We start from the raw sequence: 24,923 nt of genomic DNA on the forward strand, positions 1-24,923 counted from the left end.
AATGCAATTTAAAAATCCGGAAATTTTATACTTTTTGTGGCTGCTAATTATTCCCATTTTAGTCCACCTTTTTCAGTTGCAAAAATTTGTAAAAGTACCTTTTACAAACGTTGCTTTTTTACAGAAAATAATCCAAGATTCTAGAAAGAGTTCAAGGCTAAAAAAATGGTTAATTTTAGCCACAAGAATGCTATTACTTTCAGCGATACTTTTTGCATTTTCACAACCTTTTTTTAGTGATGACAAAAGCACCAAAAATGAGAAAATAATTGTTTATTTAGATAACTCATTAAGCACACAAGCTAAAGGTGAGAAGGGTTTTTTATTGCAAGTTGCAGCCAAAGAAATCATAGAAAATGCGCCACAATCAAATACATATTCTTTGTTAACCAATGATGAATTTTACGATGATATTTCATTTTCTGAGCTTAAAAAGCTAGTATTAGAACTAAATTATTCCTCAAAAAAGCCTTCTTTAAATAGTATTTTATTAAAAATAGATGCACTTTCAAAAAAACAAACAAAAACTTTAAATGAAACTATTTTAATATCTGATTTTCAGAATATATACAATAATGAGTTTACAAATGTAACACCCCCTTTTTCAGTAATAAAATTGACTGAATCTCAAAAAAACAATATTTCTATAGACAGTGTTTTTACGAGTAACTCTATGGATGAAACTACGTTACATGTTGTTGTAAAAAATCAAGGATCATCAAAACAAAATGTTCCAATTGCGTTGTATAATGAAAAAGAATTATCAAGCAAACAATCTTTTTCAATTGAAGAAAACTCAACAAAAACCATTTTATTTTCCATCCAAAAAAAAGAAGCTTTTAACGGAAAAATAAGTATCTCTTCTAGCGATACTTTTTCTTTTGATAACACCTTTTATTTTCATCTAAAAACTGCTAAAAAAATTAATGTTTTGGCTATCGGAAATGAGGTTGATTTTTTATCAAAAATATACACTGAAGATGAGTTTAATTTCACTCAAAATTTATCTGAAAATATCAATTATAATTTGATACCAAAACAAGAAATTTTAATACTCTTTGAGTTGGAAAAAATTTCAGAAATTTTATCAAAAAGTGTACAAGATTTTATTTCAAAAAGTGGTAGTGTTGTAGTGATTCCAAATCCAAATTCCGACATAAATTCTTACAATCAATTTTTACAAAAATTTTCTTCTTCAACTTTTTCAAATAAAAATATCGATTCTTTAAAAATTACAAACATTATTGAAAGTCATCCTTTTTTTAAAAATGTATTTTCAAAAAAAGTAGAAAATTTTCAATATCCAACAGTCAATCATTTTTATGAAATCAATTCAAAAAATGATACCAAAATGGTCACTTTCGAAAACAACTCATCTTTTCTAAGTCAAATAAATATTCCTTCAGGAGCTTTGTATGTTTTTACAAGTGCTATCAACAAAAAAAATAGTTCGTTTCAGAATTCTCCTTTAATTGTTCCTATTTTTTACAATTTCGGGAAATTTAGTTTTTTACAATCGCAATTGTATTATTTTTTGGATGATGAAAATAAAATTGATGTTGATATTCAACTTCAAAAAGATGAAATTTTAGAGATTTCAAATACAACAACTACTTTTATTCCTATTCAACAAACTTTTCAAAACAAAGTAACTTTAACAACTAAAGAAAATCCTTCTGAAGCTGGTTTTTACAACATCAACAAAAAAGGTGAAATAATAGAAACCATTGCTTTTAACACACCAAAAGAAGAAAGTTTATTACAATTTTTAGATGTTGCACAACTAGAAAAAACAAATCCAAATATCACAGTTTCTGATGCTGTTTCAACTGTTTTTAAAAACATCAAGAAAAAAAATGAAGTTCAATCACTTTGGAAATGGTTTTTAGCGTTGGCAATTGTATCTTTGTTTTTAGAAATTTTAATTTTGAAATTCTATAAACCATGAAAACACTTCTTAAAAACGCAACAATTATAGATACTGAAAGTCAGCATCACCTTCAAAAAAAAGATGTTTTAATTGTAAATGGAATTATAGAAAAAATTGAGAATTCTATTGAAGTTTCTTCAGATACTAATTTAGTAAACCTAGAAAACTTACATATTTCTTGTGGTTGGTTTGATACAAGTGTTTGTTTTGGTGAACCTGGTTTTGAAGAACGAGAAACCATCAAAAATGGTTTGCAAGTAGCTGCAAAAAGTGGGTTTACGGCTGTTGCTGTCAATCCGAATACTCATCCTGTAATTGACTCTAAATCAGATGTTGAATTTCTCATCAATAAGGCTTCAAAATTTGCAACAAAATTATTTCCAATTGGAGCATTGACAAAAAACTGCGAAGGCAAAGATTTGTCAGAATTATTTGACATGCAACAATCAGGAGCAATTGCTTTTGGAGATTATACAAAATCCATTTCAAATGATAATTTGATGAAAATTGCCTTATTGTATGCTCAAAATTTTGATGGTTTGGTATTGAGTTTCCCTAAAAACAATTCAATTGCTGCAGAAGGAATTGCAAATGAAGGAGTCAACAGTACACAATTAGGCATGAAAGGAATTCCGGCTTTGGCTGAGCATCTTCAAATCACTAGAGATTTGTTTTTATTAGAACATACAGGAGGCAAATTGCACATTCCAACAATTTCCACTTCTAAATCTGTTGATTTAATTAAAGAAGCCAAAAAGAAAGGATTGCAAGTAACGTGTAGCGTTTCTGTGCATCATTTGGTGTTGACAGATGATGAATTGCATGGTTTTGATAGCAATTTTAAAACAACTCCTCCATTAAGAACAAAAGAAGATGTAAAAGCTTTGCAAACAGCTGTAAAATCAGGAGTTATTGATATGATTACTTCTGATCACAATCCGATTGATATTGAGCATAAGAAAGTTGATTTTAGTGAAGCCAAAAATGGTGTTATTGGTTTAGAAAGTGCTTTTGGAGCATTGAATAGTGTTTTAGATTTGACAGATTTCATTCCGTTATTAACCTCAAAACCAAGAAGTATTTTTGGAATAGAAAAAACAAGCATTAAAGAAGGTGCAAAAGCTGATTTATCCTTATTTAATCCATCAGAAAAAATTGTGTTTTCAAAAAAAAACATCCTTTCAGCTTCAAAAAACAGTCCTTTTCTTGATAAAAACCTACAAGGAAAAGTGTATGGAATCTTTGCAAATAATCAACTTGTTTTATCCTAATAATTAAGTTATTTTAATTAATAAAAATCTTCTGTTTAAATAAAAATCATGAGTTTACAATACTTAGTTAGAGTTCCTAAAAAAGTAATAGAAAATCCGCCTTTATTAATTTTATTACATGGTTATGGAAGTAATAAAGAAGATTTATTTTCATTCGCTGATGAATTACAAGACGAACTTTTAATCATTAGTGCAGAAGCTCCTCATGAAATGGGTTTTGGAGGTTTTGCTTGGTATGCCATTAATTTTGACGCCATCAATGGAAAATTTTCAGATTTGGATCAAGCAAAAAAATCAATTGATATAATTGCGAATTTTATTGATGAAATCAAAGAAAAATACCAAACAAATCCTGATAAAACCTTTATTTTAGGATTTAGTCAAGGTGCTATTTTAAGCTATTCTTTGAGTTTCTTTTACCCAAATAAAGTACAACATGTTGTTGCTTTGAGTGGTTATATCAATCAGGAATTATTACCAAAGGAAATTTCAAAATCAATCAAAACTGATTATTATTGTTCACATGGAACTGTTGATCAAGTTTTGCCAATTGAATGGGCAAGAAAAAGCAGCCCTTTTTTAACAAACTTAGGATTAAAAAATGTGTATTTTGAATATCCTGTAGGTCATGGAGTGGCACCTCAAAATTTTTACAGTTTAAAATCTTGGATACAAGATAGATTGTAATATTTTTAAAAGATTACACTTCAATTTTCAAGCCATCATAGGCTAAGAAAACATTTTTTGGCAGCTTTTTAGAAACTTCTTCATGAAAGCCAAGTTTGTGGCTAATATGAGTAAAATAGGTGGTTTTTGGTTGAATTTCAGCAACAAAATCCAAAGCTTCTTGCAAATTAAAATGTGTTGGATGTGGTTCAATTCTTAATGCATTTACCACCAAAACGTCTAAATTTTTTAATTTCTCTTTCTCTATTTTAGCTATTGACTTAACATCAGTTAAATAAGCAAAATTCTGAATCCTATATCCTAAAATGGGCAAATTTCCATGCATTACTGAAATTGGCAAAACCTCCAAATCATGAAAATAAAAAGGCTTATTTTCAACCAACACAGGAAAAACACTTGGTGCACCAGGATATCTATTTTCTTTGCTAAAAACATATTCAAATCTCCGCTCTAAACTCTGTAATGTTCTTTTATTCAAATAAATAGGCATCTCTCCTATTTGATAGCAAAATGGTCTTAAATCATCAATACCAGCTGTATGATCTGCATGCTCGTGTGTAAAAAAAACTCCTTGAATAGACTGTACTTTTTCTCGCAACATTTGTTGTCTAAAATCAGGACCACAATCAATTACAATTGTAAAGTCATCAAAAGAAATCATGATAGATGAACGCAATCGTTTGTCTTTGAAGTCTTTTGACAAACAAACAGGATCATTACTAGCAATCATAGGAATTCCCTGAGAAGTGCCCGTTCCCAAAAAAGTAATCTTTAACAGTTTTTTAGTAGTGTTCATTAAAACAAAAATAAGATAAAATTGATGAATAGCACCCTAATTTTGTACATTTGTAATTACTTAAAAAAACTTTAAAATGGCAATTTCTTTAAAGGGCGATCAAGAAATTAGTAATGTTTTAGACACTAAAAGCAAAGCGCTAAGAATTAATTTAAATAGAGATATTTACGGAACTTTTGCAGAAATTGGTGCAGGACAAGAAACTGTAAGAAATTTTTTTAGATCTGGTGGTGCTTCTGGTACAATTGCAAAAGCAATGAGCGCGTATGATAAAGATTTTTCTGATTCGATTTACGGAATGGAAGAAGACGGTAGATACGTTTCTCAATCTCGATTGCAAAGAATGTTGCGTCATGAAATGGATTTAATTGAAGACAGATTAAGTCGAGAAAAACATCCAAATAAATTATTTTTCAGCTACGCAAATACGGTTACAACTATAGATTTTGCTAGAACTTTTAAAGGTCATGGTTGGGTAGGAATACGTTTTCAGCTAGATCCTTTAGAAGGATATAATGAAATTGTTTTGCACCTTCGGTTTAAAGAAACTGATGCTCGATTACAACAAGAAACACTGGGTGTTTTGGGAGTAAATTTGATTTACGGAGCATTTTATCTGAATGACAATCCGAAAGAATTGGTAAAGTCATTTTACGATAATTTAGGAAGTCATCAGCTAGAGATTGATATGGTGAACTTCTCTGGACCTAGATTCATGTACGTTGATAACAGACTCATGAGTTTAACTTTGTTAAAAAATGGCATGACAAACGCTGTTATGTTTGGTCCTGATGGCAATAATTTGTTACCAGCACAAGTACTTTACAAAAAAAATATCTTAGCATTAAGAGGAAGTTTCAGACCTGTAACCAAGGTTAATATGGACATGTTTGAAAACTCAAAAAAACTCTTTTTATCAGAAAAAAAAGTTGATAAAGATAAAACTCAAATCATTTTTGAAATTACACTAAGTAACCTAACTTCTGAAGGAAAAATCAATGAACGTGACTTTTTGGATAGAGCAGAATTGTTGTGTTCATTAGGCCAAAATGTAATGATTACAAACTTCCAACAATATTTCAAATTAGTTGAATATTTCAGTGAATTTACCAAAGAGAGAATGGCTTTAGCTATGGGAGTTTATAATTTAATTCAAATTTTTGATGAAAAATATTATCGAGATTTGAGTGGAGGAATATTAGAAGCTTTCGGAAAACTGTTTTTTAGAGACTTAAAGGTTTACATGTATCCTTATCACGATCCTGATACAGGCGAATATATCAATAGTGAAAACCTGAAAGTACATCCTAGAATGAAAGAATTGTACAAATTCTTTAAAAATAATGGGCGCTTGGTTGATATCAAAGACTTTGATAAAAGTAATTTAGATATTTTCTCAAGAACAGTTCTAAAAATGATTATGGATGGTGAGAAAGGATGGGAAGAAATGTTGCCTGAAGGAATTGCTGAAACCATCAAGCAAAAAAGATTATTTGGTTACTCAAAATCAAGAACTAAAAAATAAGTTTCTGGTAATTAAACCATTTTAAAAACTTTCAGTCTTATAAGAAATTCTTATTTTTTTGATAAGCGAAATTACTTTAATTGAACAATTAAAAAATGCCTCAACAAAAAATGATGCATTCAGAGAATTGGTGAAACAATACAAAGAACGATTGTATTGGCACATCAGAAAAATTGTAATTTCACATGATGACGCTGATGATGTACTTCAAAATACTTTCATAAAAATTTTTAAAAATATTGAATCTTTCAATCAAGAATGTAAGTTATACTCTTGGATGTATCGAATTGCCACGAATGAATCAATAACATTCATAAACAAAAGAGCCAAAGAAAAAAACATTGATATTGCTGATGTTTATAAAGAATTAGCTGGTTCTTTAGAAACTGATGATTTTTTTTCTGGCGGAGAAATTCAATTAATTTTACAAAAAGCGATTGCAACTTTACCTCAAAAGCAACAAATTGTATTTAATATGAAATATTTTGATGAAATGAAATATGAAGAAATTTCTGAAATTTTAGAAACATCAGTTGGCGCATTGAAGGCTTCATATTTTCATGCTGTCAAGAAAATAGAATATTATATTAAATCAAAAGCTAATTAAACCATTCCATAAACTAAGCGTCTAAACAAGTATGAAAGAAGATTTAAAAAATAGTATTGATTTTTTGAACAAAAAAACAGAAAAAAAATCGGGTTTATCTGTTCCAGAAAATTATTTTTCGGAAGTAGAGGAATCAATTTTTGCTGAAGTTTCAACTTCGTCTTTACCAAAAGATACTGGTTTTACGACTCCAAATAATTATTTTAATGACTTTGAAAACAATATTTTATCCAATCTAGTACCACAAAAAGAATCAAAAATTATTCATTTTAAGAGCAGAATTTTAAAAGCTATTCCTTTTGTTGCTGCAGCTTCTATTGCGTTGTTTATCTCATTAAATTCCTTCTTTTTTGAAAAATCTACCACATTTTCTCTAGATTCAATATCACAAAATGATATCGAAAATTGGTTAGATTCAAAAAGTTTTACTAATACTGAAATTGCTAATGCAATAGGAGATGACTTTTTAAACATGAATGATTTTTCATTTGCAGATTTAAAAACAGAAAATTTAGAAGATTATTTAACAACTATTGATACTCAAGAATTATTGAGCGAAATAAATAACTAAAATTACATGAAAACACTAATAACTTGTCTTTTTTTAACAATAACTTTCGGATTTTCTTCTATTGCACAAGAACGAAATGAGAGCAGAGAAAAAATAAAAGCATTAAAAATTGCTTATCTAACTGAGCAACTTGCACTTACAACTAACGAAGCAGAAAAGTTTTGGCCTATTTATAATGCTTTTGATAAAGAGCAACATGAATTAAGAAGCAAACAACGTTTTGAAATGAGAAAAGCTTTAAGAAAAGAGGGCGCTTATGATGCAATGGATGAAAAAGAAGCTGAGAAATTAATCAATCTAAAATTGGCTACAGACAAGCAATTGCATGAATCTGAAAAAGAATTTATTCAAAAAATAAGTAGTATTATTTCTTTTAAGAAAATCATTAAATTACAAATGGCTGAAATAGAGTTTGGTAGAAAACTTCTTAAAAAATACAACCAAAGAGATAAAAAAGAATAAAAAAGGGAGCAAAAAGCTCCCTTTTTTATTTGACTAATGTCATACAAACAAATAATTCAGGTTTGTTTGCCGTAAATTCTTTCAACCAGATTGTCAATTCTTTGATTTCGTAAGGCAACAATCTTTGAAGGGCTTTTTCTAATTCTCTGCAAAACAATTCTGAATTAAAACTCACTTTTTGTAACACAGTCTTTGTGTACTCAAACATTGCTCTAGCCATATTTATATATGTATTTAATTAATCTTGAAATGATTTTCGAAATCGATTTCAATGAAACAAATCTAACAAAAAAGACCAACATTTTTAAAAATGTTGGTCTTAAAATTTTGTTGATTAAAAGTTAATATTACAGACTATTGATTTTTTCAATCAAATGATTTGCTTTTGATTCTAACTCTTGGTTTAACATTTTAAAATGTGCTTTTTTATCTTGAACTTTTTTAGTGTTAATCTTTGCAATTAATTCATCAAAAATAACGATTGCTTCGTCAATAATTTCATTACCTTTTTTAGGTTGATTTTTCAAAGCAGCAACATCCAGTGCATACTCAATTACGTCACCTAAAACATAATTGATATCTTTTTTTAAATTTTTAATACTTGCCATAATTCGGTTTTTAACGAGTGCAAAGATACTTTATTTCTTTAAAAAAATGGCAATACTTCTTTGATATTTAATACTGTATGAAAATTTTTATCAGATGTATCACTTTCCGAAACCTCTTCATGAATCCAAGTGGTATGAAATGGAACGTGAATTGCTGATGCACCAATTTCTAAAACTGGCAACACATCTGATTTTAATGAGTTTCCAATCATCAAAAATTGAGAAGAATCAATGTCCAAATGTTTGATGAGTTTTTGATAATCTGCTGCTTTTTTATCAGTCATTACTTCAATATGATGAAAATATTGCGCCAAATTCGATTTCTCTAATTTGCGTTCTTGATCTAACAAATCACCTTTAGTTGCCAAAATAATTTTATAATTTGGCTGTAAATTTTGCAATACTTCCTCTACTCCATCCAACAATTCTATAGGTTTATTTAACATTTGCTTACCAATTTCTAAAATATCCTGAATTACTTTTGGATTGATTTTATAATTGGATAATTCCAACGCACATTCAATCATTGACAAAACAAAACCTTTGATTCCATAACCATACAACTCTAAATTCCGAATTTCGGTTTTAAACAGTTCTTGGTCAATAGTATTTGCAGTTTCGTATTTTGCTAACAATTTTGCAAACGCTAATTCGGCTTCTCTAAAATAGGTTTCATTAACCCAAAGTGTGTCATCAGCATCAAAAGCAATTACTTTGATATTTTTATGCATTTTTTAAAAATTGAATAGCTTTTTCTAAATCTTCAGGAGTATCAATTCCAATACTTTCCACATTAGTTTCAATAATTTTAATTTTCTTCCCAACTTCTAAATATCTGATTGCCTCGATTTTTTCAGCAGCTTCTAAAGGCGTCATTTCTCTTTTATAAAAATCAAGCAAAGCTTCTTTTCTGAAAGCATAAACACCTTTGTGTTTGTAATATTTTACATCAATTTCTTGATCCCTATGAAAAGGAATAACGCTTCTAGAAAAATACATGGCAAAACCAAAATTATCTGTAATAACCTTCACATTATTGGGATTTTCAATATCCTCTTTGTTAGTGATTTGAACTTTTAAAGAAGCTAAATCAATGAGATTTTCAGTATCATTTTTAAAAGCTTCAATTAATTTTGATAATGAAATTGCATCAATAAAAGGTTCATCACCTTGCACATTAATCACAATATCTGCCTCCATAAATTCAACAGCTTCTGCAATTCTATCAGAACCACATTCGTGTTCTTTTTTGCTCATAATTACATTTCCTCCAACAGTTTGAATAGCTTTTGCAATAACATCAGAATCTGAAACTACATAAACCTCTTGAAATAAATTGGTTTGCAAAGCGGCTTCATATGTTCTTACAATGACAGGTTTTCCTCCTAAATCTTTCATCAATTTTCCTGGAAAACGAGTGGCACTGTAACGTGCAGGAATCATGGCAATTATTTTCATAAATGTATTATTTGATATAAACTTCTAACAATTCTGATTGATTTTCAGCAACAATTTCTATATTTTTAATAGATGCAGGAATCAAAATTGTTTCGCCCATAGCAAGTTTTTCTGTTTGATTTTGATATGTAAAAGTAGTTGAACCCTCTACACACATATAAATTACAAAACTATCTTTATCGTTGTGATTTACATTAATTTTTCCTTTTAAAGGAAGTACATTTGTTGTAAAATAAGGGCAAGAAACAATTTCTGATGATGCGTTTTGATGTTTTGAATACGTTGTTTTGTATGATTCTTTTGCGGAATAATCTATGGCATCAATCGCTTCATCTGTATGCAAATCTCTAAAAGTTCCATCAGGATTTGCACGATCCCAATCATAAATTCGATAGGTAATATCAGAAGTTTGTTGAATTTCTGCCAATAAAACTCCAGCTCCAATTGCATGCACTCTTCCAGTTGGAATAAAATATACATCGCCTTTTTGCACTTCATCAATATTTAAAATATCTGTCAAGGTTTTGTTTTCAAGATGATGCAAATATTCTTTAGGAGTTACCTCTTTTTGAAAACCTACAATTAAATTGGCTTTTTCGTCTGCTTGCATTACATACCACATTTCCGTTTTTCCAAATGAATTGTGGCGCTTTTTTGCCAAATCATCATGAGGATGCAATTGAATACTTAATGCTTCTTTTGCATCAATATATTTGATTAAAAGCGGGAATTTTTCTCCAAAATGATTGTAAATTTTAGTTCCAACCAAATCACTTTTGTATTCAGCAATCAATTCTTTTAAGTTTTTACCTTTCAAAAATCCATTCGAAACTACTGATGTATCTCCTTCAACATCCGATATTTCCCAACTTTCGCCAATATCATTTCTCTGAGAATTTTTGTGTAACAAGGTAGATAATTTTTCTCCACCCCAAATTTTATCCTTTAAAATGGGCGTAAATTTTAATAATTGTAAATCTTTCATTTTTATTTTTTTCAGTGCAAATTTACGATTTATAAAACATTATGGTAAATACTTAAAAAATAATTAACTTCGATAAAGTAACTAATTTGTTAATTATAATAAAAAAATGACCATAAGTATTATTTTATTTGTACGCTTAGGAATTAGGCTATTGAAAGAGTATTTTAAAAACAAGTAAAAATAAAATTAAGATATTTTTATATAACTTATAATCAATAAATTAAATCAAAATAATTACATTGTTATAAAGTTAAAATCTTATGATTAGTATATTTTAAAATATTATTTTGGTTATCTTTCGGCCGTTTTCGATTTTTTTGTGGGGAAAAAACTATTATTTATTATTTTATTATTGACTTCTTGCCTATTTTATGGCTTAGAAAGGACTTTGTACGTTGATAATTTTAATGAAATTTTGGGAAGTCCTATAAAAGAAGACAAACTGCTTTCTTTTGCCCAAAAAAACAATATTAAAATATTGATTTTATACGAATTAAATAAAATAAACAAACGAATTTCATTATCAGATCCAAGAAGTAATAATATTCTTTCCGAATTCATTCACAAAGCAAAGCAAAAGTATCAAATAAAAAAAATAGGAGTTTCAGGTGAATCTGCTGATTTTTTTGTGAAAATCATCAATGTTTATAACAATTCACGTCAAAAATCAACTGAAAAATTCGATATTTATAATCTAGAATATGAATATTGGTCTTCCAAAGCATCAGGAATTGATGGCTATTATTGTGTAAATTATTTAGAAGAAAATGGCATTCCTTGTGGAAGAGAGGGCTCGTTTAAATTTTTTATTGACAATTTAAAAAAATTAAAAAATCTTTCAAAAGGAAAATCTCACAAAGTAGAAGTTGATGCTTATGTAGGTTATTACACTCAAAACGAAATTATTGAAATTGCCAAAAACTGCGATCGTTTAGTGGTACAAGCTATAGGAAAAGATCCTAAGTTTTGTTTTGAAACTGCAAGAAATAATTTAGAGTTGATTTTTAATGCCAATAGCGCAATAAAAACTACCATTTTATTTTCAACAACTATGAAAGACCTAGGTTATTGGTTAAAATTTGATAGTTTAAACAAAGGTGAAACATTATTTTTAGCTGAAATGAATAACAAAAACAGCCAGTTGAAAAAGAAATTAAATATTGAAGGATTTACTTATCATACATATACTTTTTTAGAAAAATCAGTGAGTTATTATTCTTACAATAAAAACTAACTCAACTTATTTTTATCAAAAAATTTATAAACCCGTTAATTGAAAGTTTTAAAAAAAAATAAAAATCAAAAAAATTACATTATTTTTGGGTATATAATTTTAAAATATGAAGCTAAAATCTAAATTCTTGCTTTTCTTTTTTCTATTATTTTTCCTACAAATTTCAGCATCAAGAATCATGTATGTTGATAATTTTATGAATATATTAGGCTCATATACCAATGAAACAAAATTATTTGAATTTTGTAAAGAAAATAAAATCAATAGTATTATTCTTTACGATTTAAATAAAGTAAATAAAGTGTATAAATTGTCTGATAAAAAACAGAATGGAATTTTGGCTAAATTCATTTCTAAAGCAAAAACAGAATATGGCATTAATCAAATAGCTGCATCAGGAGAAACATCAAAATTTTTTATAGACGCAATTGTTCCTTACAATAATTCAAGAAAATCATCCAATGAAAAATTTGATATTTTTAATATTGAATATGAATATTGGAATTTAGAATCAAACAAAGAAGATGGCTATTATTGTCAAACTTATCTAAAACAAAATAAAATTCCTTGCACTAGAGAAGGAACTTTTTCTTATTTTATGAAATCATTAAAAGAAATGAAATCTCTAGCAAACAAAAGTAAACATAAGGTAAAAGTTGGAGTTTATGTAGCTAATTACAATGAAAAAGAAATTAATGAAATCGAAAAATATGCTGACAGAATTTCGGTTTATGATTATACTACTTATCCAGATAATTTATTCCATTACATTAAAGAAAGGTCGGACCTTTTAGTTAATTATAAATCAAAAGCAGATATTTATATACTTTTTTCTTCAGAAATGAATTTTATAGGTAAATATTTATCAAATCATAGTTTGGATGACATCGAAAAATTATTTAAAAAAGAGTTGTTATCTGAAGAACCTGGATTAGAAAATAAAATAAACTTAAAAGGATTTACTTATTATAATTATGGCTATTTGGAAAATAGTTTTAAACATCATTTCAATAAAAAATAGTTTTTATACTTTTAAAATAAAATTTAAAGAAGTTAAATTACAAATTTTTAAAAAATAGTCCTTATTTTAAAAAATATTGTATATTTTTAACAAATAAATAAAATAACTAATATCTAAATAAGTATTTCTAATAATAATAAAAAATTAATATAAAATTTTTTTTGAATCTTGTAATATGGCTATTATTTATTAAAATTAAAAATCATGACTAGATTTATAGTTAAGACTATATTTTTTTTACTATTTACCACAAGTCTAATAGCACAAAAAAAAGAAAATAGGCATAGAGCCTTTTATATTGATAATTTTAACTCAATATTAGGTAGTTATAATTCAGAAACAGAGTTATTAAAATATTGCAAAGACCACAATTTCAATGCTTTAATTATTTATGATCTAAATAAGGTAAATAAATCAACACCGTTAGCTGATAAAAATACCAATAAAGTTTTGGCAAATTTTATTTCGAGAGCGAAAAAGGAATTTGGAATTGTGGAAGTTGGCGCATCTGGAGAAAATGGTAGTTTTTTTATCAATGTCATTCACAAATACAATCAATCTAGAAATTCTTCTTATGAAAAATTTGATGTCTACAATTTAGAATATGAATATTGGAAAGAAAATGACAGTGCTCCAAAAGGGTATTATTGTGAAGAATATTTAAAACCCAATGGAATTCCTTGTACAAGAGAGGGAACTTTTGCTTATTTTATGGAGTCTTTAAACATCATGAAATTACTTGCTAGCGAAAGTAAACACAAAATTAAAACGGAGGCTTACGTAGGTACTTTTAAAGAAAATGAAACTGAAAAATTAATCAAATACGTTGATAGACTTTTAATTCATGCTTATGTTCAAAGTCCTCAAAGTGCATACCACTTTGTAAAAAAACGGCTGAATTATTTGGCTTCAATAAATGCAAAGACAAATGTTTCTATACTTTTTTCAGCTGAAAACAAATTTATGGGTAAATATTTTGAAAAGAATTTACCTGAAACAGCTGAGGCTGAATTCATCAAAGAAATGGAAAAAAATGATCCTGAAATATCAAAAAAATTAAGCTGTAATGGCTTTATTTACTACACTTATAGTTATTTTAAAAAATCGCATAGTTACTATAGCTACTTAAAAAGTCAAAAAGGAACTAATATTGACGATTAAAATTTAATTAAAAATTACCCTGAATAACTAACAAAATTTCTTGGAGTCTCGTACAATGTAATTTTCAAATCTAAGGTTTTTGGTAAATGTTTACGTAATTTATCATACGTAACTACACAAATATTTTCTGCAGTTGGATTTAATTCCTTGAATTCTGGAACTTCGATATTCAGATTTTTGTGATCAAAACAATCTTCGATTTCAGTTTTAATCAAATTCTTTAAAATCCCTAAATCATACACATAACCCGTTTCTGGATTGATTTCTCCAGTTAAAGAAACAATCAATTCGTAATTGTGACCGTGAAAATTTGGATTGCTACATTTGCTAAAAATCTCAAAGTTTTTTTCATCACTCCAATCTTTTCTGTAAAGTCTGTGCGCAGCATTAAAATGTGCTTTTCTATGAACGGTTACTTTTGGCATTAGCTAATTTTTCGTAAGATTTATTAAAAATAATTTGAAACCAAGCAGTATAAATTTGTGGATTGTTTTCAATGTCTGTTTTCACATCTTCTAAAGGCATCCATTTATAACTTTCAACTTCCTCTTTATTGATGTTTGGTTCACCATCAAAACTTCCAACTAAAACGTAATCCAATTCGTGTTCAGTAAGTCCGTTGTCAAAAGGAGCTTTGTAAATAAAAGAAAAAATCTCTTGTAAATCAGTTGAAAAACCCATTTCTTCAAACAATCTTCTTTTTCCTGCTTCAATATTGCTCTCACCTGCTCTTTGATGCGAACAACAAGTATTTGTCCATAAAAGAGGTGAATGATATTTAGTAGCAGCTCTTTGTTGAATCATCAAATCGCCATTTTTATTGAAGACAAAAACAGAAAAAGCTCTATGAAGTAATGCTTTTTCATGTGCTTCCATTTTAGGCATCAACCCAATCTGATTGTCATTTTCGTCGACTAAAATTACCAATTCTTCCATATTTGGCAAAGATAAACCAAACTACTTGCATAAAAAACTTAAAATTCCGCTAAAACAATTACATTTTTCTATTGTTTTATTTTGATGTCTTATCTTTGAAAGTCAATTCGAAACTTTTAAAAGTGAATTTATTCTACAGAACTCTCTTATTAATTATCCTTGCTTTTTCAATTCAATGCAATTCAAAAACTTCTGAAAAAGAAGAGAAAACTATAAAACCAAACAAAAATTTAGTCGAAAAGAAGATTGAGAAAAAAGTTGAAATTGATGAAGACAGTTTGAATAATAAAAATACCGAAATCTTTTTAGAAGCTTATGGTAAAGAAAATCTAGAAACAAAAGTCATCATCAAAACAAGATTTGGAGATATTAAATTGCGCCTTTTTGAGGATGTGCCAATTCACAGAGCAAATTTTATTTTCTTAACAAAAATGGGCTATTTCAACTCTACTGTTATTTATAGAGTAGCCAAAAATTTCGTGATTCAAGGAGGAAATTCTGATAATTTATTGACGAGAAAACAACGAAGTAAATACGGTAACTATTTGCTAAAATCTGAATTTAGAAAAAACCGGACTCACAAATATGGAGCACTTGCTGCTGCAAGAGAATGGGAAGACAACCCAAAAAAACTTTCCAGTCCTTTTGAATTTTATATCGTCCAAAAAAAATCAGGAGCTCATCATTTGGATGGAGAACATACCGTTTTTGGAGAAGTAATTTCTGGATTTGAAACAATGGAAAAAATATCCAATGTAAAAGTAGGCTCAGACGAGTGGCCTATTGAAGAGATTAAATTAACGATTGAAATTTTAGATTGATAATTGCCAATCTAAACTGTATCTTTGCACCTCAAAATTTGTAAATGAGTTTTTTAGAAGAAATACAACGCAGAAGAACTTTTGGAATTATTTCACATCCAGATGCAGGAAAAACGACTCTAACAGAAAAATTATTACTTTTTGGGGGCGCAATTCAAGAAGCAGGAGCTGTAAAAAATAATAAAATTAAAAAAACAGCCACGTCCGATTTTATGGAAATTGAACGTCAACGTGGAATTTCTGTAGCAACATCGGTTTTAGCTTTTATCTATAAAGATAAGAAAATCAATATTTTAGATACACCAGGTCATAAAGATTTTGCCGAAGATACTTTCAGAACACTCACTGCAGTTGATAGTGTAATCGTAGTTATTGACGTTGCAAAAGGAGTAGAACCACAAACCGAAAAATTGGTAGAAGTTTGTAGGATGAGAAGTATTCCTATGCTTGTTTTTATCAATAAATTAGATAGAGAAGGAAAAGATGCCTTTGATTTGTTGGATGAAGTTGAGCAAAAATTAGGATTGCACGTAACCCCAATGAGTTTTCCAATCGGAATGGGTTATGATTTTCAAGGAATTTATAATATTTGGGAAAAGAAATTAAACCTTTTTTCTGAAAAATCAAAAACATCCATCACAGAAAGTATCGAATTTACGGATGTTTCTAATCCTGAGTTAGAGAAAGCAATTGGAGAAAAAGCTGCAAATACTTTACGAGAAGAATTACACTTAATAGAAGAAGTATATCCACCTTTTTCTCGAGAAGAATATTTGAGAGGCGATTTACAACCTGTTTTTTTTGGCTCTGCATTGAATAATTTCGGAGTAAAAGAATTGCTAGATGCTTTTATAGAAATTGCACCTTCGCCTCAACCAAAAAAATCTGAAGAGAGATTAGTAGATTCTAAAGAAGAAAAAATGACAGGATTTGTGTTTAAAATTCATGCAAATATGGATCCAAAGCACAGAGACAGACTCGCTTTTGTAAAAATTGTTTCAGGAGTTTTTAAAAGAAATTCTCCTTATTTGCATGTTAGACATGGAAAAAATCTAAAATTTTCGAGTCCAAATGCCTTTTTTGCTGAGAAAAAAGAAATCGTAGAAGAATCGTATGCAGGAGATATTGTAGGATTACATGATACTGGAAATTTTAAAATTGGAGATACTTTAACTGAAGGAGAGGTTTTGAATTTTAAAGGAATTCCAAGTTTTTCTCCTGAACATTTTAGATATGTAAATAATGCAGATCCAATGAAAGCCAAACAATTATTCAAAGGTTTGGATCAATTGATGGATGAAGGAGTTGCGCAATTATTCACCATAGAAATGAATGGTAGAAAAGTTGTAGGAACTGTTGGTGCGCTTCAATACGAAGTAATTCAATATCGTTTAGAACATGAGTATGGAGCTAAATGTACTTATGAACCTTTACAAGTTCACAAAGCTTGCTGGGTAGAAGCAACCAATCCAAAAAATGAAGAGTACAAAGAGTTTTTAAGAGTAAAACAACGATATTTGGCTAAAGATAAGCAAGGACAATTGGTTTTTTTGACAGATTCTGAGTTTACGATTCAAATGACTTTGAGTAAATATCCCACAGTAAAATTACATTTTACGAGTGAATTCAAATAAAATTTCTATGAAAAAAATTATTTATTTTATCTTTTTTATAATAATCAATAAAAGCTTTTCACAGACGTATTCATTTTCAGAAATTAAGGGTAGAGAATTTAAAAATTCAATTCGATTAAATTATATTTTAGTTCATCAACCAACTGATAAAGTAAATTACAGCCTAAAGCCAAGAATGGGTTTTGTGGGTTTAAATTATAATGTACCTTTAAATGACTGGCTTTATACAGGAGCTGGATTTCATACGGCAATAACAGGAGATCAAGGTGGTTTATTTACATTAGGTGTAAATCTTGGAGTAAATACTCCTATTTATAAGAATCTTTTTTTTGATGCTAATGTTCATTTTGGTGGTGGTGGTGGTTTTAGAAGTTTGGTAAATGGTGGTGGAATTTTATATCCAAATGCAGGATTGCAATACAAAGCAGATGGTTTTTCATTTGGAGTTCAGTATGGATATGTGAACTTTTTTACAGGAATTCAAAAAAGTGATAATGTATCATTTTTTATAGAAATTCCTAGTTTACTTAGAGCAAGTTCATATAAAAATGCACAAAGGACATTTGAAATCAATAACATAAAAACAGATAGTTTTTGGGAAAAACCCGCTGTAAAAAGTGTTCAACAAGTTACTTTTGATTACTTTTTTCCTGTTGGAATGTCAAGAACGGATGCTAGTACAAATCCTCCATACACGACAATCAATAATACATTGTCAATTTTAGGTTTTGAATATCAACGCTATTTAAATAAGAACACTTTTATTTTCGCTCATGCTGATGCAATGTATAGTGGATTAGTTGCAGGATTTATGGATGTTTTTTTCGGAGTAGGAAAAAATTTTATAGAAACAAAACATATAAACTTCTTTGCAAAAATGGGAATTGGTGCAGCAGGAGGCAGAATTTTTCCTGAAAATGGTTTAACGATGTATCCAAATGCTGGTTTTGATGTAAAGCTTTCAGAAAAATTCGGAATTAGTTTTCACGGAGGATATCACAGATCAATTGGAGGAACTTTTGAAGCTTACACTGCAGGATTTAGTTTAAAATACTACAACTTAAGTGGAGGAACTTCAGATCCCTTTAGCAATGAGAAATTTACTAAAATAAAAACTCAAGGAATACAAATTTCCGCACAAAATCAAACATATTTTGATGTAGCAAAATTTGGAATTCCTGACAGTGATTTAAATTTGATTGCAATTAAAATAAACTACGATTTGAATCATAGATATTATTTAGCTGGTGAGGCATCTTTTGCTTACGAAGGTGAATCTGGAGGTTATGCACTCGGCATTTTTGGTATTGGAATAAAAAGTAACAAGTTTTTAAATGAAAAATTTTCAACATTTTTAGAATTATCAGGAGGTGTAGCTGGTGGAGGAAGAGTTGATTCTGGAGAAGGAATTTTAGTAAGACCAACTCTTGGAATAAACTATCATTTTAATGATGATTTTTCAATTCATGCTTCAGGTGGTCAAATGTGGTCTCCCTTTGGAAATGTAAATTCATCAAATATCAATATAGGATTATCTTATGGATTATCCATTTTAAACTCAAGAAAATAATAGAAACCATATAAAATTAAGATATGAACAACGGAATTTACGCAAAATTCACCACCGAAAAAGGTGAAATTTTAGTACGATTAGAACACGAAAAAACACCAGGAACAGTAGGTAATTTTGTTGCTTTAGCTGAAGGAAATCTTGAAAACAGCTCCAAACCACAAGGTACTCCATACTATAACGGATTAAAATTTCACAGAGTTATTGCTGATTTTATGATTCAAGGTGGATGTCCCTTAGGAACAGGAACTGGAAATCCTGGATATAAATTTGACGATGAATTTCATCCAGAATTAAAACACAATGCTCCAGGAAAATTAGCGATGGCTAATTCAGGTCCTGCAACAAACGGAAGTCAATTTTATATCACACACGTTCCTACTCCTTGGTTAGATGGAAAACATACCGTTTTTGGTTCAGTAGTTGAAGGGCAAGATGTGGTTGATGCTGTTTCGCAAGGTGATACCATGACTGTCGAAATTTTAAGGGTTGGGCCTGAAGCAGAGAACTTCAATGCAGTTGAAGCTTTTAGAAATTTTGAAGGGTTAAGAGCAAAACGCGAAGCTGAAGCTAAAAGAAAACAAAAAGAAATTTTAGATACAATTGCTGCTGGGTTTAATGAAACACAAAGTGGTTTACGTTATCAAATTATTCAAAAAGGTAATGGAAAAAAAGCTGAAAAAGGTTCAAAAGTTTCAGTTCACTACAAAGGTCAATTATTAGATGGAACCGTTTTTGATTCGTCTTATAAACGAAAAGAACCCATTGATTTTACTCTTGGAATCGGTCAAGTAATTTCTGGATGGGATGAAGGAATTCAACTTTTAAAAGAAGGTGATAAAGCAAGATTAGTTATTCCGTCTGATTTAGCCTACGGAGAACGTGGTGCAGGTGGTGTAATTCCACCAAATGCAACTTTAATTTTTGATGTTGAATTGATGAAAGTTAAATAAATTATATAATTGCAATATACTTTTTAAAACCATCTCTTTAAAAAGAGATGGTTTTTTTTGTAAAGTAAATTATAGATTTTGTATATTTAAAAACCTATTAGCATTTTAAAAATGTCAGATTTTTCCCAAAAAAGAATTCAACTTGTTTTTACACTCTCTTTAGTTACTGCGTTTTTTGCTTTGGTATATTTTTTTATTGGTTTTTTCATAAATTATAAAATTTTAAGTTTATATCATCTTGCCAGTGTTTTTATATTAATTTTCTGCGCTTTCATTGTCGAAAAAAGAAAACTTAATGCCTCAAGAATTATATATTTTATCACTTTTGATCTCTCCGTAACTTTAACAGCTTCCTACATCGGAAAACCTGGAAGTGTTGAATTTTTATTATTATTTGCTTTTGCACTTCCGTTTTTAATATTTTCATTTAGAAGAGAAAAAAAATTTATTGCTATTTTTTCAACATTCGCGCTACTATTGTGGTATTTATTATTTATTACAAAATTCAACTTATTTACAACCGAAAAATTAGATCCAGAAATTGCATCAAAATTCATTTATCCACTCTCTTTGGGTACAACCCTATTCTTAATCACCTTTCAGTTGGCATATTTTTCATATCTAAATAGTGCTCACTATAAAAGAATATACTTTAAAAAGCAACGAGCCCTAGAAGCATCCACTGCTAAATCAAAATTTTTAAGCATGATGAGTCACGAAATTAGAACACCTTTAAATGCCATTGTAGGATTATCACATATCTTGGCAGATACAAACCCAAGAGAAGATCAAAGACAAAATATTGAAGGCTTAAATTATTCAGGAAAAATTTTATTGAATTTATTAAATAATGTGCTTGATTTTAGTAAAATGCAATCAACTGAAATAGCTCTTGAAAATATTCCCACAAATTTATACGATGGTGTAAAGCAAATTCAAAAAATTCATGAAGCAAATTGTAAGAAAAAAGGCATCAAATTAATCATAGAAATTGATGATAATTTACCAATTGTATTATTAGATATTGTAAGATTTAATCAAATAATCAATAACCTATTAACTAATTCTATAAAGTTTACTGACAAAGGAGGAATCACTCTAAGGATTCGAAAAGGAAGCCAAACAAATACTACTGTTACCGTAATTACAGAAATTATTGATACAGGAATTGGAATTCCAAAAGAAAAACTACCAGAAATTTGGGAAGCATTTACACAAGCATCATCTACAACTAACAGACTTTATGGTGGTACAGGATTGGGGTTGCCAATTGTAAAAAGTATTATTGAAAAAATGGGTTCTAAAGTAAAAGTAGAAAGTGTGGTAGGTAGAGGAAGTAGATTTTATTTTAAATTGGTATTAAACAAAGCATTAGATTCAGATCTGAAAAAAGAATCTATCAAAAATACGTATAATTTTGAAGGAAGAAAAGTACTTTTAGTAGAAGATAACCTTATCAACGTTATGGTTGCTAAACAAATTTTAGAAAAAGAAAAACTTACTGTAGAGGTTGCTAATAATGGTGAAATTGCTGTACAAAAGGTAAAAGAAAATTTCTATGATGTTATTTTGATGGATATACAAATGCCTGTAATGGATGGATATCAGGCATCCATAGAAATTAGAAAATTTAATAAAGAAATTCCAATTTTAGCACTTTCTGCTTCCATTTTTATGGAAGTAAAAGACAAAATCAATGAAAGTGGAATGGATGGATTTATTTTCAAACCTTTTGATCCGAAAGAATTATTAAAGGAAATTGATTCATTTATCAATAAAAAAAACCTCTCAATTAATTTAATTAGAATATGAAAGAATTTTCAAAAAGAAGAATCCAATTGGTTTTTGCCTTGGCTTTAGTAAGCATTGGGTTTTCCATTTTTTGCTCTTTCATTGCTCATAAATACAATTTTTACTGGCTTAGAAATTATCTGGCTTTCAATATTATTCTTTATGGAGTTGTAGCATATTTAGCAAAAAAAGGACTTTTAACAATTGCAAGACCTTTTTATTTATTGACAATTAATCTTGGGATTACCATAATTGCATCCTTTGTTGGACGACCTGCTGGAGTTGAGTTTGTGTTTATTTTTACCATTGGATTGCCCTATTTTATTTTTTCTTTTACAAGGGAGCGTTTGTATGTAATCATTTTTGCTATACTTCCCATATTGCTTTGGTTTTTACTTTTTTTAACCGATTTTAATTTATTTACAAATCAAAAATTTGATACAAAAGTAGCTGACGAAATTATTTATCCAATTGCGATGGTAAGTACGGTTTTGCTGGTTCTTTTTCAATTGATTTATTTCTCAGTTTTAAATACTCGTTATGCATCAAATGTAATTATTCAGCATGATGACGCTTTTCAAGCTTCTAATGCAAAATCAAAATTTTTAAGCACAATGAGTCATGAAATTAGAACACCTTTAAATGCAGTCATAGGGCTATCTCATATTTTAGCTGATAATAATCCTAGAAAAGACCAATTAGAAAACATTAAAGCCTTGAATTACTCTGGTAAAATTTTAATGAATCTATTAAATAATGTGCTAGATTTCAGCAAAATGCAATCTAGTAAAGTAGAATTAGATGAAATTCCAACAGATTTATATATCGCCATAAAACAGATAAAAAAAATTCATGAGACTAGTTGTTTACGAAAAGGAATTTTAATGAATTTAGACATTGAAAAAGGAATTCCTTTAGTGCTTTTAGATGTAGTGAGATTTAATCAAGTTATCAATAATTTAGTAAGTAATGCTATTAAGTTTACCGATAATGGAAGTGTTACACTGAGAATTAAAAAAAATATTGAAACTTTTAAAACTATTACAATCACCACAGAAGTTATTGATACTGGCTTAGGAATTCCTGAAGATAAACTTTCTGAAATTTGGGAAGATTTTACACAAGCTTCAACATCTACAAACCGATTATATGGTGGTACAGGTTTAGGATTGCCAATCGTAAAAAGTATTGTAAAAGCGATGGGATCTGATGTTTTTGTTGAGAGTAAAATTAATCAAGGAAGTCGTTTTTATTTTGATGTAACTCTAACAAAAGCTACTGAAGTTGACTTGAAAAAAGAAGCAGATCATAAAGTATATAATTTTGATGGAAAAAAGATTCTGTTGGTTGAAGACAATCAATATAATATTTTAGTGGCAAAACAAATTTTAGAGAAAGAAAAATTACTTGTAGAAGTTGCAGAAAATGGTATTGAGGGCATGAAAATGGCTGAAAAAAATAAGTATGATGTAATTTTGATGGATATTCAAATGCCTTTTATGGATGGATATGAGGCTACTAAAGAAATTCGTAAATTCAATAAAACAATTCCCATTTTAGCTTTATCAGCATCTGTTTTTTCGGAAGTTAAAGACAGTATCAATCAAAGTGGTATGAATGGATTTATTTTTAAACCTTTTAATCCTGATGATTTACTTTTTGAAATTAATAAAGCTTTAAAAAATAAGTAACCAATAAAAAAAGCTCTCAAAATTTTGAGAGCTTTTTTTATAATTCAAATGAATTAAATATTTTTCGCTAACCAATCACCTACTTCTTTTGTTCCAAACGATTTTCCACCATCAGCTAAATCTTCAGTAACAACTCCTTCTGATAAGGCTTTTTCAACAACATCTCTAATTGCTTTGCCTTCATTCATCAAACCAAAATTTTCGAACATCATAGCTGCAGATAATACTGTTGCCATCGGATTTGCAATATTTTTTCCAGTAGCTTGCGGATATGACCCATGAATTGGCTCAAATAAACCAATTTCTGATCCAATTGAAGCACTTGGCATTAATCCCATAGAACCTGAAATCACTGAGGCTTCATCGGTTAAAATATCTCCAAATAAGTTTTCTGTAATTAACACATCATAACTGTTTGGCCATTGTACCAAACGCATGGCAACTGCATCAACAAACTCATAAGAAACCGTTACTTCTGGGTAGTCTTTTTCCATAGATTGTACAGTTTCTCTCCACAATCTAGAGGTTTCTAACACATTCGCTTTGTCTACACAACACAATTTTTTACTGCGAGTCATTGCCAATTCAAAACCTTTTCTTGCCAAACGTTTTACTTCTTCTCTTGTATACACACAATTATCAAAAGCAGTTTCTCCATCATCTCTTCTACCCTTTTCGCCAAAGTAAATTCCGCCAGTTAATTCTCTTAAAAAAACCAAATCTGTTCCTTCAATTCGCTCTCTTTTCAGAGGAGATTTATCTAATAATGATGGAAAAGTAAAAGTTGGACGCACATTTGCAAACAATCCTAATTTTTTTCTCATTTTTAACAAACCTTGCTCAGGACGAACTTTTGCTGATGGATCGTTATCATATTTTGGATGACCAATTGCACCAAACAAAACAGCATCAGAAGTTACACAAATTTCATGAGTTTCATCAGGATAAGGTTCACCAACAGCATCAATAGCTGCTGCACCAGTCAATGCAGGTCTCCAAGTAATTTCATGTCCGAATTTTTTGGCAACTGCATCAGAAACTTTTACTGCTTGATCAATAACTTCAGGACCAATTCCATCTCCTGCTAATAGTGCTATTTTTAATTTCATTATGTAAGTTTTTAGACAGTAGTCGTTAGACTTTAGTAAACTGTCGAATTCAATTTTTAGTTTCTATTTTTAATTTTCAACTGACTACCGTCTGAAGACAAA

The 24,923-nt window shown here is 29.0% G+C and carries 25 protein-coding genes; 16 read left to right on the forward strand and 9 right to left on the reverse strand.

Annotated elements, in window-relative coordinates; translation table 11 throughout:
- Window position 1: 1 nt before the first annotated feature.
- From WHA43_RS03720 to WHA43_RS03730, 3 genes are read left to right on the forward strand one after another with little or no spacing between them, the layout of a single operon-like run.
- On the forward strand, window positions 2–1,948 hold the full coding sequence (locus WHA43_RS03720; RefSeq protein ID WP_105045796.1) for a BatA domain-containing protein: 1,947 nt from the start codon (window positions 2–4) through the stop codon (window positions 1,946–1,948).
- Window positions 1,945–3,201 carry a dihydroorotase gene (locus WHA43_RS03725; protein ID WP_105045797.1) on the forward strand — a complete coding sequence of 419 codons (1,257 nt, stop codon included), beginning with the start codon at window positions 1,945–1,947 and terminating at the stop codon, window positions 3,199–3,201. The genes WHA43_RS03720 and WHA43_RS03725 overlap by 4 nt, the downstream gene beginning before the upstream one ends.
- Window positions 3,202–3,249: 48 nt before the next feature.
- Window positions 3,250–3,888 (forward strand): alpha/beta hydrolase, encoded by a 639-nt coding sequence (locus tag WHA43_RS03730; RefSeq protein ID WP_105045798.1) that lies wholly within the window; start codon window positions 3,250–3,252, stop codon window positions 3,886–3,888.
- A 13-nt stretch (window positions 3,889–3,901) separates the two neighbouring features.
- Here the strand turns inward: WHA43_RS03730 and WHA43_RS03735 are convergent, their stop codons facing one another.
- Entirely contained in the window at window positions 3,902–4,684 is a 783-nt protein-coding gene (locus tag WHA43_RS03735; RefSeq protein ID WP_105045799.1) for an MBL fold metallo-hydrolase, read from the reverse strand.
- A gap of 76 nt (window positions 4,685–4,760) precedes the next feature.
- On the opposite strand from WHA43_RS03735, the gene WHA43_RS03740 reads away from it, so the two are divergent.
- Genes WHA43_RS03740 through WHA43_RS03755 form a run of 4 tightly spaced genes read left to right on the forward strand, consistent with a single transcriptional unit; the run spans window position 4,761 to window position 7,849 of the window.
- Entirely contained in the window at window positions 4,761–6,209 is a 1,449-nt protein-coding gene (locus WHA43_RS03740; protein WP_105045800.1) for a nicotinate-nucleotide adenylyltransferase, read from the forward strand.
- Window positions 6,210–6,267: 58 nt separating this feature from the next.
- Window positions 6,268–6,816: an RNA polymerase sigma factor gene (locus WHA43_RS03745; RefSeq protein ID WP_105045801.1), complete on the forward strand. Its 549-nt coding sequence runs from the start codon at window positions 6,268–6,270 to the stop codon at window positions 6,814–6,816.
- Between the two features lie 31 nt (window positions 6,817–6,847).
- Window positions 6,848–7,387 (forward strand): hypothetical protein, encoded by a 540-nt coding sequence (locus WHA43_RS03750; RefSeq protein ID WP_105045802.1) that lies wholly within the window; start codon window positions 6,848–6,850, stop codon window positions 7,385–7,387.
- 6 nt (window positions 7,388–7,393) lie between these two features.
- Window positions 7,394–7,849: a sensor of ECF-type sigma factor gene (locus WHA43_RS03755; RefSeq protein WP_105045803.1), complete on the forward strand. Its 456-nt coding sequence runs from the start codon at window positions 7,394–7,396 to the stop codon at window positions 7,847–7,849.
- A 25-nt stretch (window positions 7,850–7,874) separates the two neighbouring features.
- Here WHA43_RS03755 and WHA43_RS03760 read toward each other — a convergent pair whose 3' ends face one another.
- The 5 genes from WHA43_RS03760 to WHA43_RS03780 all read right to left on the reverse strand — a co-directional run bounded on the left by WHA43_RS03760 (window position 7,875) and on the right by WHA43_RS03780 (window position 10,900).
- Window positions 7,875–8,069 carry a hypothetical protein gene (locus WHA43_RS03760; RefSeq protein WP_105045804.1) on the reverse strand — a complete coding sequence of 65 codons (195 nt, stop codon included), beginning with the start codon at window positions 8,067–8,069 and terminating at the stop codon, window positions 7,875–7,877.
- Window positions 8,070–8,196: 127 nt separating this feature from the next.
- A complete protein-coding gene (locus WHA43_RS03765; RefSeq protein WP_105045805.1) occupies window positions 8,197–8,457 on the reverse strand; it encodes a hypothetical protein in 261 nt (86 codons plus the stop codon).
- A 38-nt stretch (window positions 8,458–8,495) separates the two neighbouring features.
- Entirely contained in the window at window positions 8,496–9,188 is a 693-nt protein-coding gene (locus WHA43_RS03770) for an HAD family hydrolase (RefSeq protein WP_105045806.1), read from the reverse strand.
- Complete coding sequence (gene kdsB / locus WHA43_RS03775) at window positions 9,181–9,915, reverse strand: 3-deoxy-manno-octulosonate cytidylyltransferase (RefSeq protein ID WP_105045807.1); 735 nt, start codon at window positions 9,913–9,915, stop codon at window positions 9,181–9,183. Before kdsB ends, WHA43_RS03770 begins: the two co-directional genes overlap by 8 nt.
- A 7-nt stretch (window positions 9,916–9,922) precedes the next feature.
- Window positions 9,923–10,900, reverse strand: coding sequence for a type I phosphomannose isomerase catalytic subunit (locus WHA43_RS03780; RefSeq protein ID WP_105045808.1), 978 nt, complete (start codon window positions 10,898–10,900; stop codon window positions 9,923–9,925).
- 319 nt (window positions 10,901–11,219) lie between these two features.
- On the opposite strand from WHA43_RS03780, the gene WHA43_RS03785 reads away from it, so the two are divergent.
- The 3 genes from WHA43_RS03785 (at window position 11,220) to WHA43_RS03795 (ending at window position 14,316) form a co-directional block, all read left to right on the forward strand.
- Window positions 11,220–12,134, forward strand: coding sequence for a hypothetical protein (locus WHA43_RS03785; RefSeq protein ID WP_211290306.1), 915 nt, complete (start codon window positions 11,220–11,222; stop codon window positions 12,132–12,134).
- A 106-nt stretch (window positions 12,135–12,240) separates the two neighbouring features.
- Window positions 12,241–13,155, forward strand: a complete 915-nt coding sequence (locus WHA43_RS03790; protein ID WP_146104897.1) for a hypothetical protein — start codon at window positions 12,241–12,243, stop codon at window positions 13,153–13,155.
- A 204-nt stretch (window positions 13,156–13,359) separates the two neighbouring features.
- The gene (locus WHA43_RS03795) at window positions 13,360–14,316 is read left to right on the forward strand and encodes a hypothetical protein (RefSeq protein ID WP_146104898.1); all 957 of its coding nucleotides are present in this window, start codon (window positions 13,360–13,362) and stop codon (window positions 14,314–14,316) included.
- A gap of 14 nt (window positions 14,317–14,330) precedes the next feature.
- On the opposite strand, the gene WHA43_RS03800 is transcribed toward WHA43_RS03795, so the two are convergent.
- Window positions 14,331–14,741, reverse strand: coding sequence for a 6-pyruvoyl trahydropterin synthase family protein (locus tag WHA43_RS03800; protein WP_105045811.1), 411 nt, complete (start codon window positions 14,739–14,741; stop codon window positions 14,331–14,333).
- Window positions 14,719–15,252 (reverse strand): isopentenyl-diphosphate Delta-isomerase, encoded by a 534-nt coding sequence (gene idi, locus WHA43_RS03805; RefSeq protein WP_105045812.1) that lies wholly within the window; start codon window positions 15,250–15,252, stop codon window positions 14,719–14,721. The genes WHA43_RS03800 and idi overlap by 23 nt, the downstream gene beginning before the upstream one ends.
- A gap of 122 nt (window positions 15,253–15,374) precedes the next feature.
- On the opposite strand from idi, the gene WHA43_RS03810 reads away from it, so the two are divergent.
- The 6 genes from WHA43_RS03810 to WHA43_RS03835 all read left to right on the forward strand — a co-directional run bounded on the left by WHA43_RS03810 (window position 15,375) and on the right by WHA43_RS03835 (window position 23,712).
- The gene (locus WHA43_RS03810) at window positions 15,375–16,073 is read left to right on the forward strand and encodes a peptidylprolyl isomerase (protein ID WP_105047278.1); all 699 of its coding nucleotides are present in this window, start codon (window positions 15,375–15,377) and stop codon (window positions 16,071–16,073) included.
- A 44-nt stretch (window positions 16,074–16,117) separates the two neighbouring features.
- Window positions 16,118–17,707, forward strand: a complete 1,590-nt coding sequence (locus WHA43_RS03815) for a peptide chain release factor 3 (RefSeq protein WP_105045813.1) — start codon at window positions 16,118–16,120, stop codon at window positions 17,705–17,707.
- Window positions 17,708–17,714: 7 nt separating this feature from the next.
- The gene (locus WHA43_RS03820; protein ID WP_105047279.1) at window positions 17,715–19,277 is read left to right on the forward strand and encodes a hypothetical protein; all 1,563 of its coding nucleotides are present in this window, start codon (window positions 17,715–17,717) and stop codon (window positions 19,275–19,277) included.
- 23 nt (window positions 19,278–19,300) lie between these two features.
- Window positions 19,301–20,230 carry a peptidylprolyl isomerase gene (locus WHA43_RS03825; RefSeq protein WP_105045814.1) on the forward strand — a complete coding sequence of 310 codons (930 nt, stop codon included), beginning with the start codon at window positions 19,301–19,303 and terminating at the stop codon, window positions 20,228–20,230.
- A gap of 111 nt (window positions 20,231–20,341) precedes the next feature.
- Entirely contained in the window at window positions 20,342–22,042 is a 1,701-nt protein-coding gene (locus tag WHA43_RS03830; protein ID WP_105045815.1) for an ATP-binding protein, read from the forward strand.
- Complete coding sequence (locus WHA43_RS03835) at window positions 22,039–23,712, forward strand: response regulator (protein WP_105045816.1); 1,674 nt, start codon at window positions 22,039–22,041, stop codon at window positions 23,710–23,712. Before WHA43_RS03830 ends, WHA43_RS03835 begins: the two co-directional genes overlap by 4 nt.
- Window positions 23,713–23,765: 53 nt before the next feature.
- Here WHA43_RS03835 and leuB read toward each other — a convergent pair whose 3' ends face one another.
- Window positions 23,766–24,821 carry a 3-isopropylmalate dehydrogenase gene (leuB, locus tag WHA43_RS03840; protein ID WP_105045817.1) on the reverse strand — a complete coding sequence of 352 codons (1,056 nt, stop codon included), beginning with the start codon at window positions 24,819–24,821 and terminating at the stop codon, window positions 23,766–23,768.
- Window positions 24,822–24,923 lie beyond the last annotated feature (102 nt).

Source organism: Polaribacter gangjinensis, assembly GCF_038024125.1.
Lineage (GTDB): Bacteria > Bacteroidota > Bacteroidia > Flavobacteriales > Flavobacteriaceae > Polaribacter > Polaribacter gangjinensis.

Excerpts from the sequence above, each read along its gene's own strand:
- WHA43_RS03720 (WP_105045796.1), top strand. The coding sequence starts at position 2 with ATGCAATTTAAAAATCCGGAAATTTTATACTTTTTGTGGCTGCTAATT.
- WHA43_RS03725 (WP_105045797.1), top strand. The coding sequence starts at position 1,945 with ATGAAAACACTTCTTAAAAACGCAACAATTATAGATACTGAAAGTCAG.
- WHA43_RS03730 (WP_105045798.1), top strand. The coding sequence starts at position 3,250 with ATGAGTTTACAATACTTAGTTAGAGTTCCTAAAAAAGTAATAGAAAAT.
- WHA43_RS03735 (WP_105045799.1), bottom strand. The coding sequence starts at position 4,684 with ATGAACACTACTAAAAAACTGTTAAAGATTACTTTTTTGGGAACGGGC.
- WHA43_RS03740 (WP_105045800.1), top strand. The coding sequence starts at position 4,761 with ATGGCAATTTCTTTAAAGGGCGATCAAGAAATTAGTAATGTTTTAGAC.
- WHA43_RS03750 (WP_105045802.1), top strand. The coding sequence starts at position 6,848 with ATGAAAGAAGATTTAAAAAATAGTATTGATTTTTTGAACAAAAAAACA.
- WHA43_RS03755 (WP_105045803.1), top strand. The coding sequence starts at position 7,394 with ATGAAAACACTAATAACTTGTCTTTTTTTAACAATAACTTTCGGATTT.
- WHA43_RS03760 (WP_105045804.1), bottom strand. The coding sequence starts at position 8,069 with ATGGCTAGAGCAATGTTTGAGTACACAAAGACTGTGTTACAAAAAGTG.
- WHA43_RS03765 (WP_105045805.1), bottom strand. The coding sequence starts at position 8,457 with ATGGCAAGTATTAAAAATTTAAAAAAAGATATCAATTATGTTTTAGGT.
- WHA43_RS03770 (WP_105045806.1), bottom strand. The coding sequence starts at position 9,188 with ATGCATAAAAATATCAAAGTAATTGCTTTTGATGCTGATGACACACTT.
- kdsB (WP_105045807.1), bottom strand. The coding sequence starts at position 9,915 with ATGAAAATAATTGCCATGATTCCTGCACGTTACAGTGCCACTCGTTTT.
- WHA43_RS03780 (WP_105045808.1), bottom strand. The coding sequence starts at position 10,900 with ATGAAAGATTTACAATTATTAAAATTTACGCCCATTTTAAAGGATAAA.
- WHA43_RS03790 (WP_146104897.1), top strand. The coding sequence starts at position 12,241 with ATGAAGCTAAAATCTAAATTCTTGCTTTTCTTTTTTCTATTATTTTTC.
- WHA43_RS03795 (WP_146104898.1), top strand. The coding sequence starts at position 13,360 with ATGACTAGATTTATAGTTAAGACTATATTTTTTTTACTATTTACCACA.
- WHA43_RS03800 (WP_105045811.1), bottom strand. The coding sequence starts at position 14,741 with ATGCCAAAAGTAACCGTTCATAGAAAAGCACATTTTAATGCTGCGCAC.
- idi (WP_105045812.1), bottom strand. The coding sequence starts at position 15,252 with ATGGAAGAATTGGTAATTTTAGTCGACGAAAATGACAATCAGATTGGG.
- WHA43_RS03815 (WP_105045813.1), top strand. The coding sequence starts at position 16,118 with ATGAGTTTTTTAGAAGAAATACAACGCAGAAGAACTTTTGGAATTATT.
- WHA43_RS03820 (WP_105047279.1), top strand. The coding sequence starts at position 17,715 with ATGAAAAAAATTATTTATTTTATCTTTTTTATAATAATCAATAAAAGC.
- WHA43_RS03825 (WP_105045814.1), top strand. The coding sequence starts at position 19,301 with ATGAACAACGGAATTTACGCAAAATTCACCACCGAAAAAGGTGAAATT.
- WHA43_RS03830 (WP_105045815.1), top strand. The coding sequence starts at position 20,342 with ATGTCAGATTTTTCCCAAAAAAGAATTCAACTTGTTTTTACACTCTCT.
- WHA43_RS03835 (WP_105045816.1), top strand. The coding sequence starts at position 22,039 with ATGAAAGAATTTTCAAAAAGAAGAATCCAATTGGTTTTTGCCTTGGCT.
- leuB (WP_105045817.1), bottom strand. The coding sequence starts at position 24,821 with ATGAAATTAAAAATAGCACTATTAGCAGGAGATGGAATTGGTCCTGAA.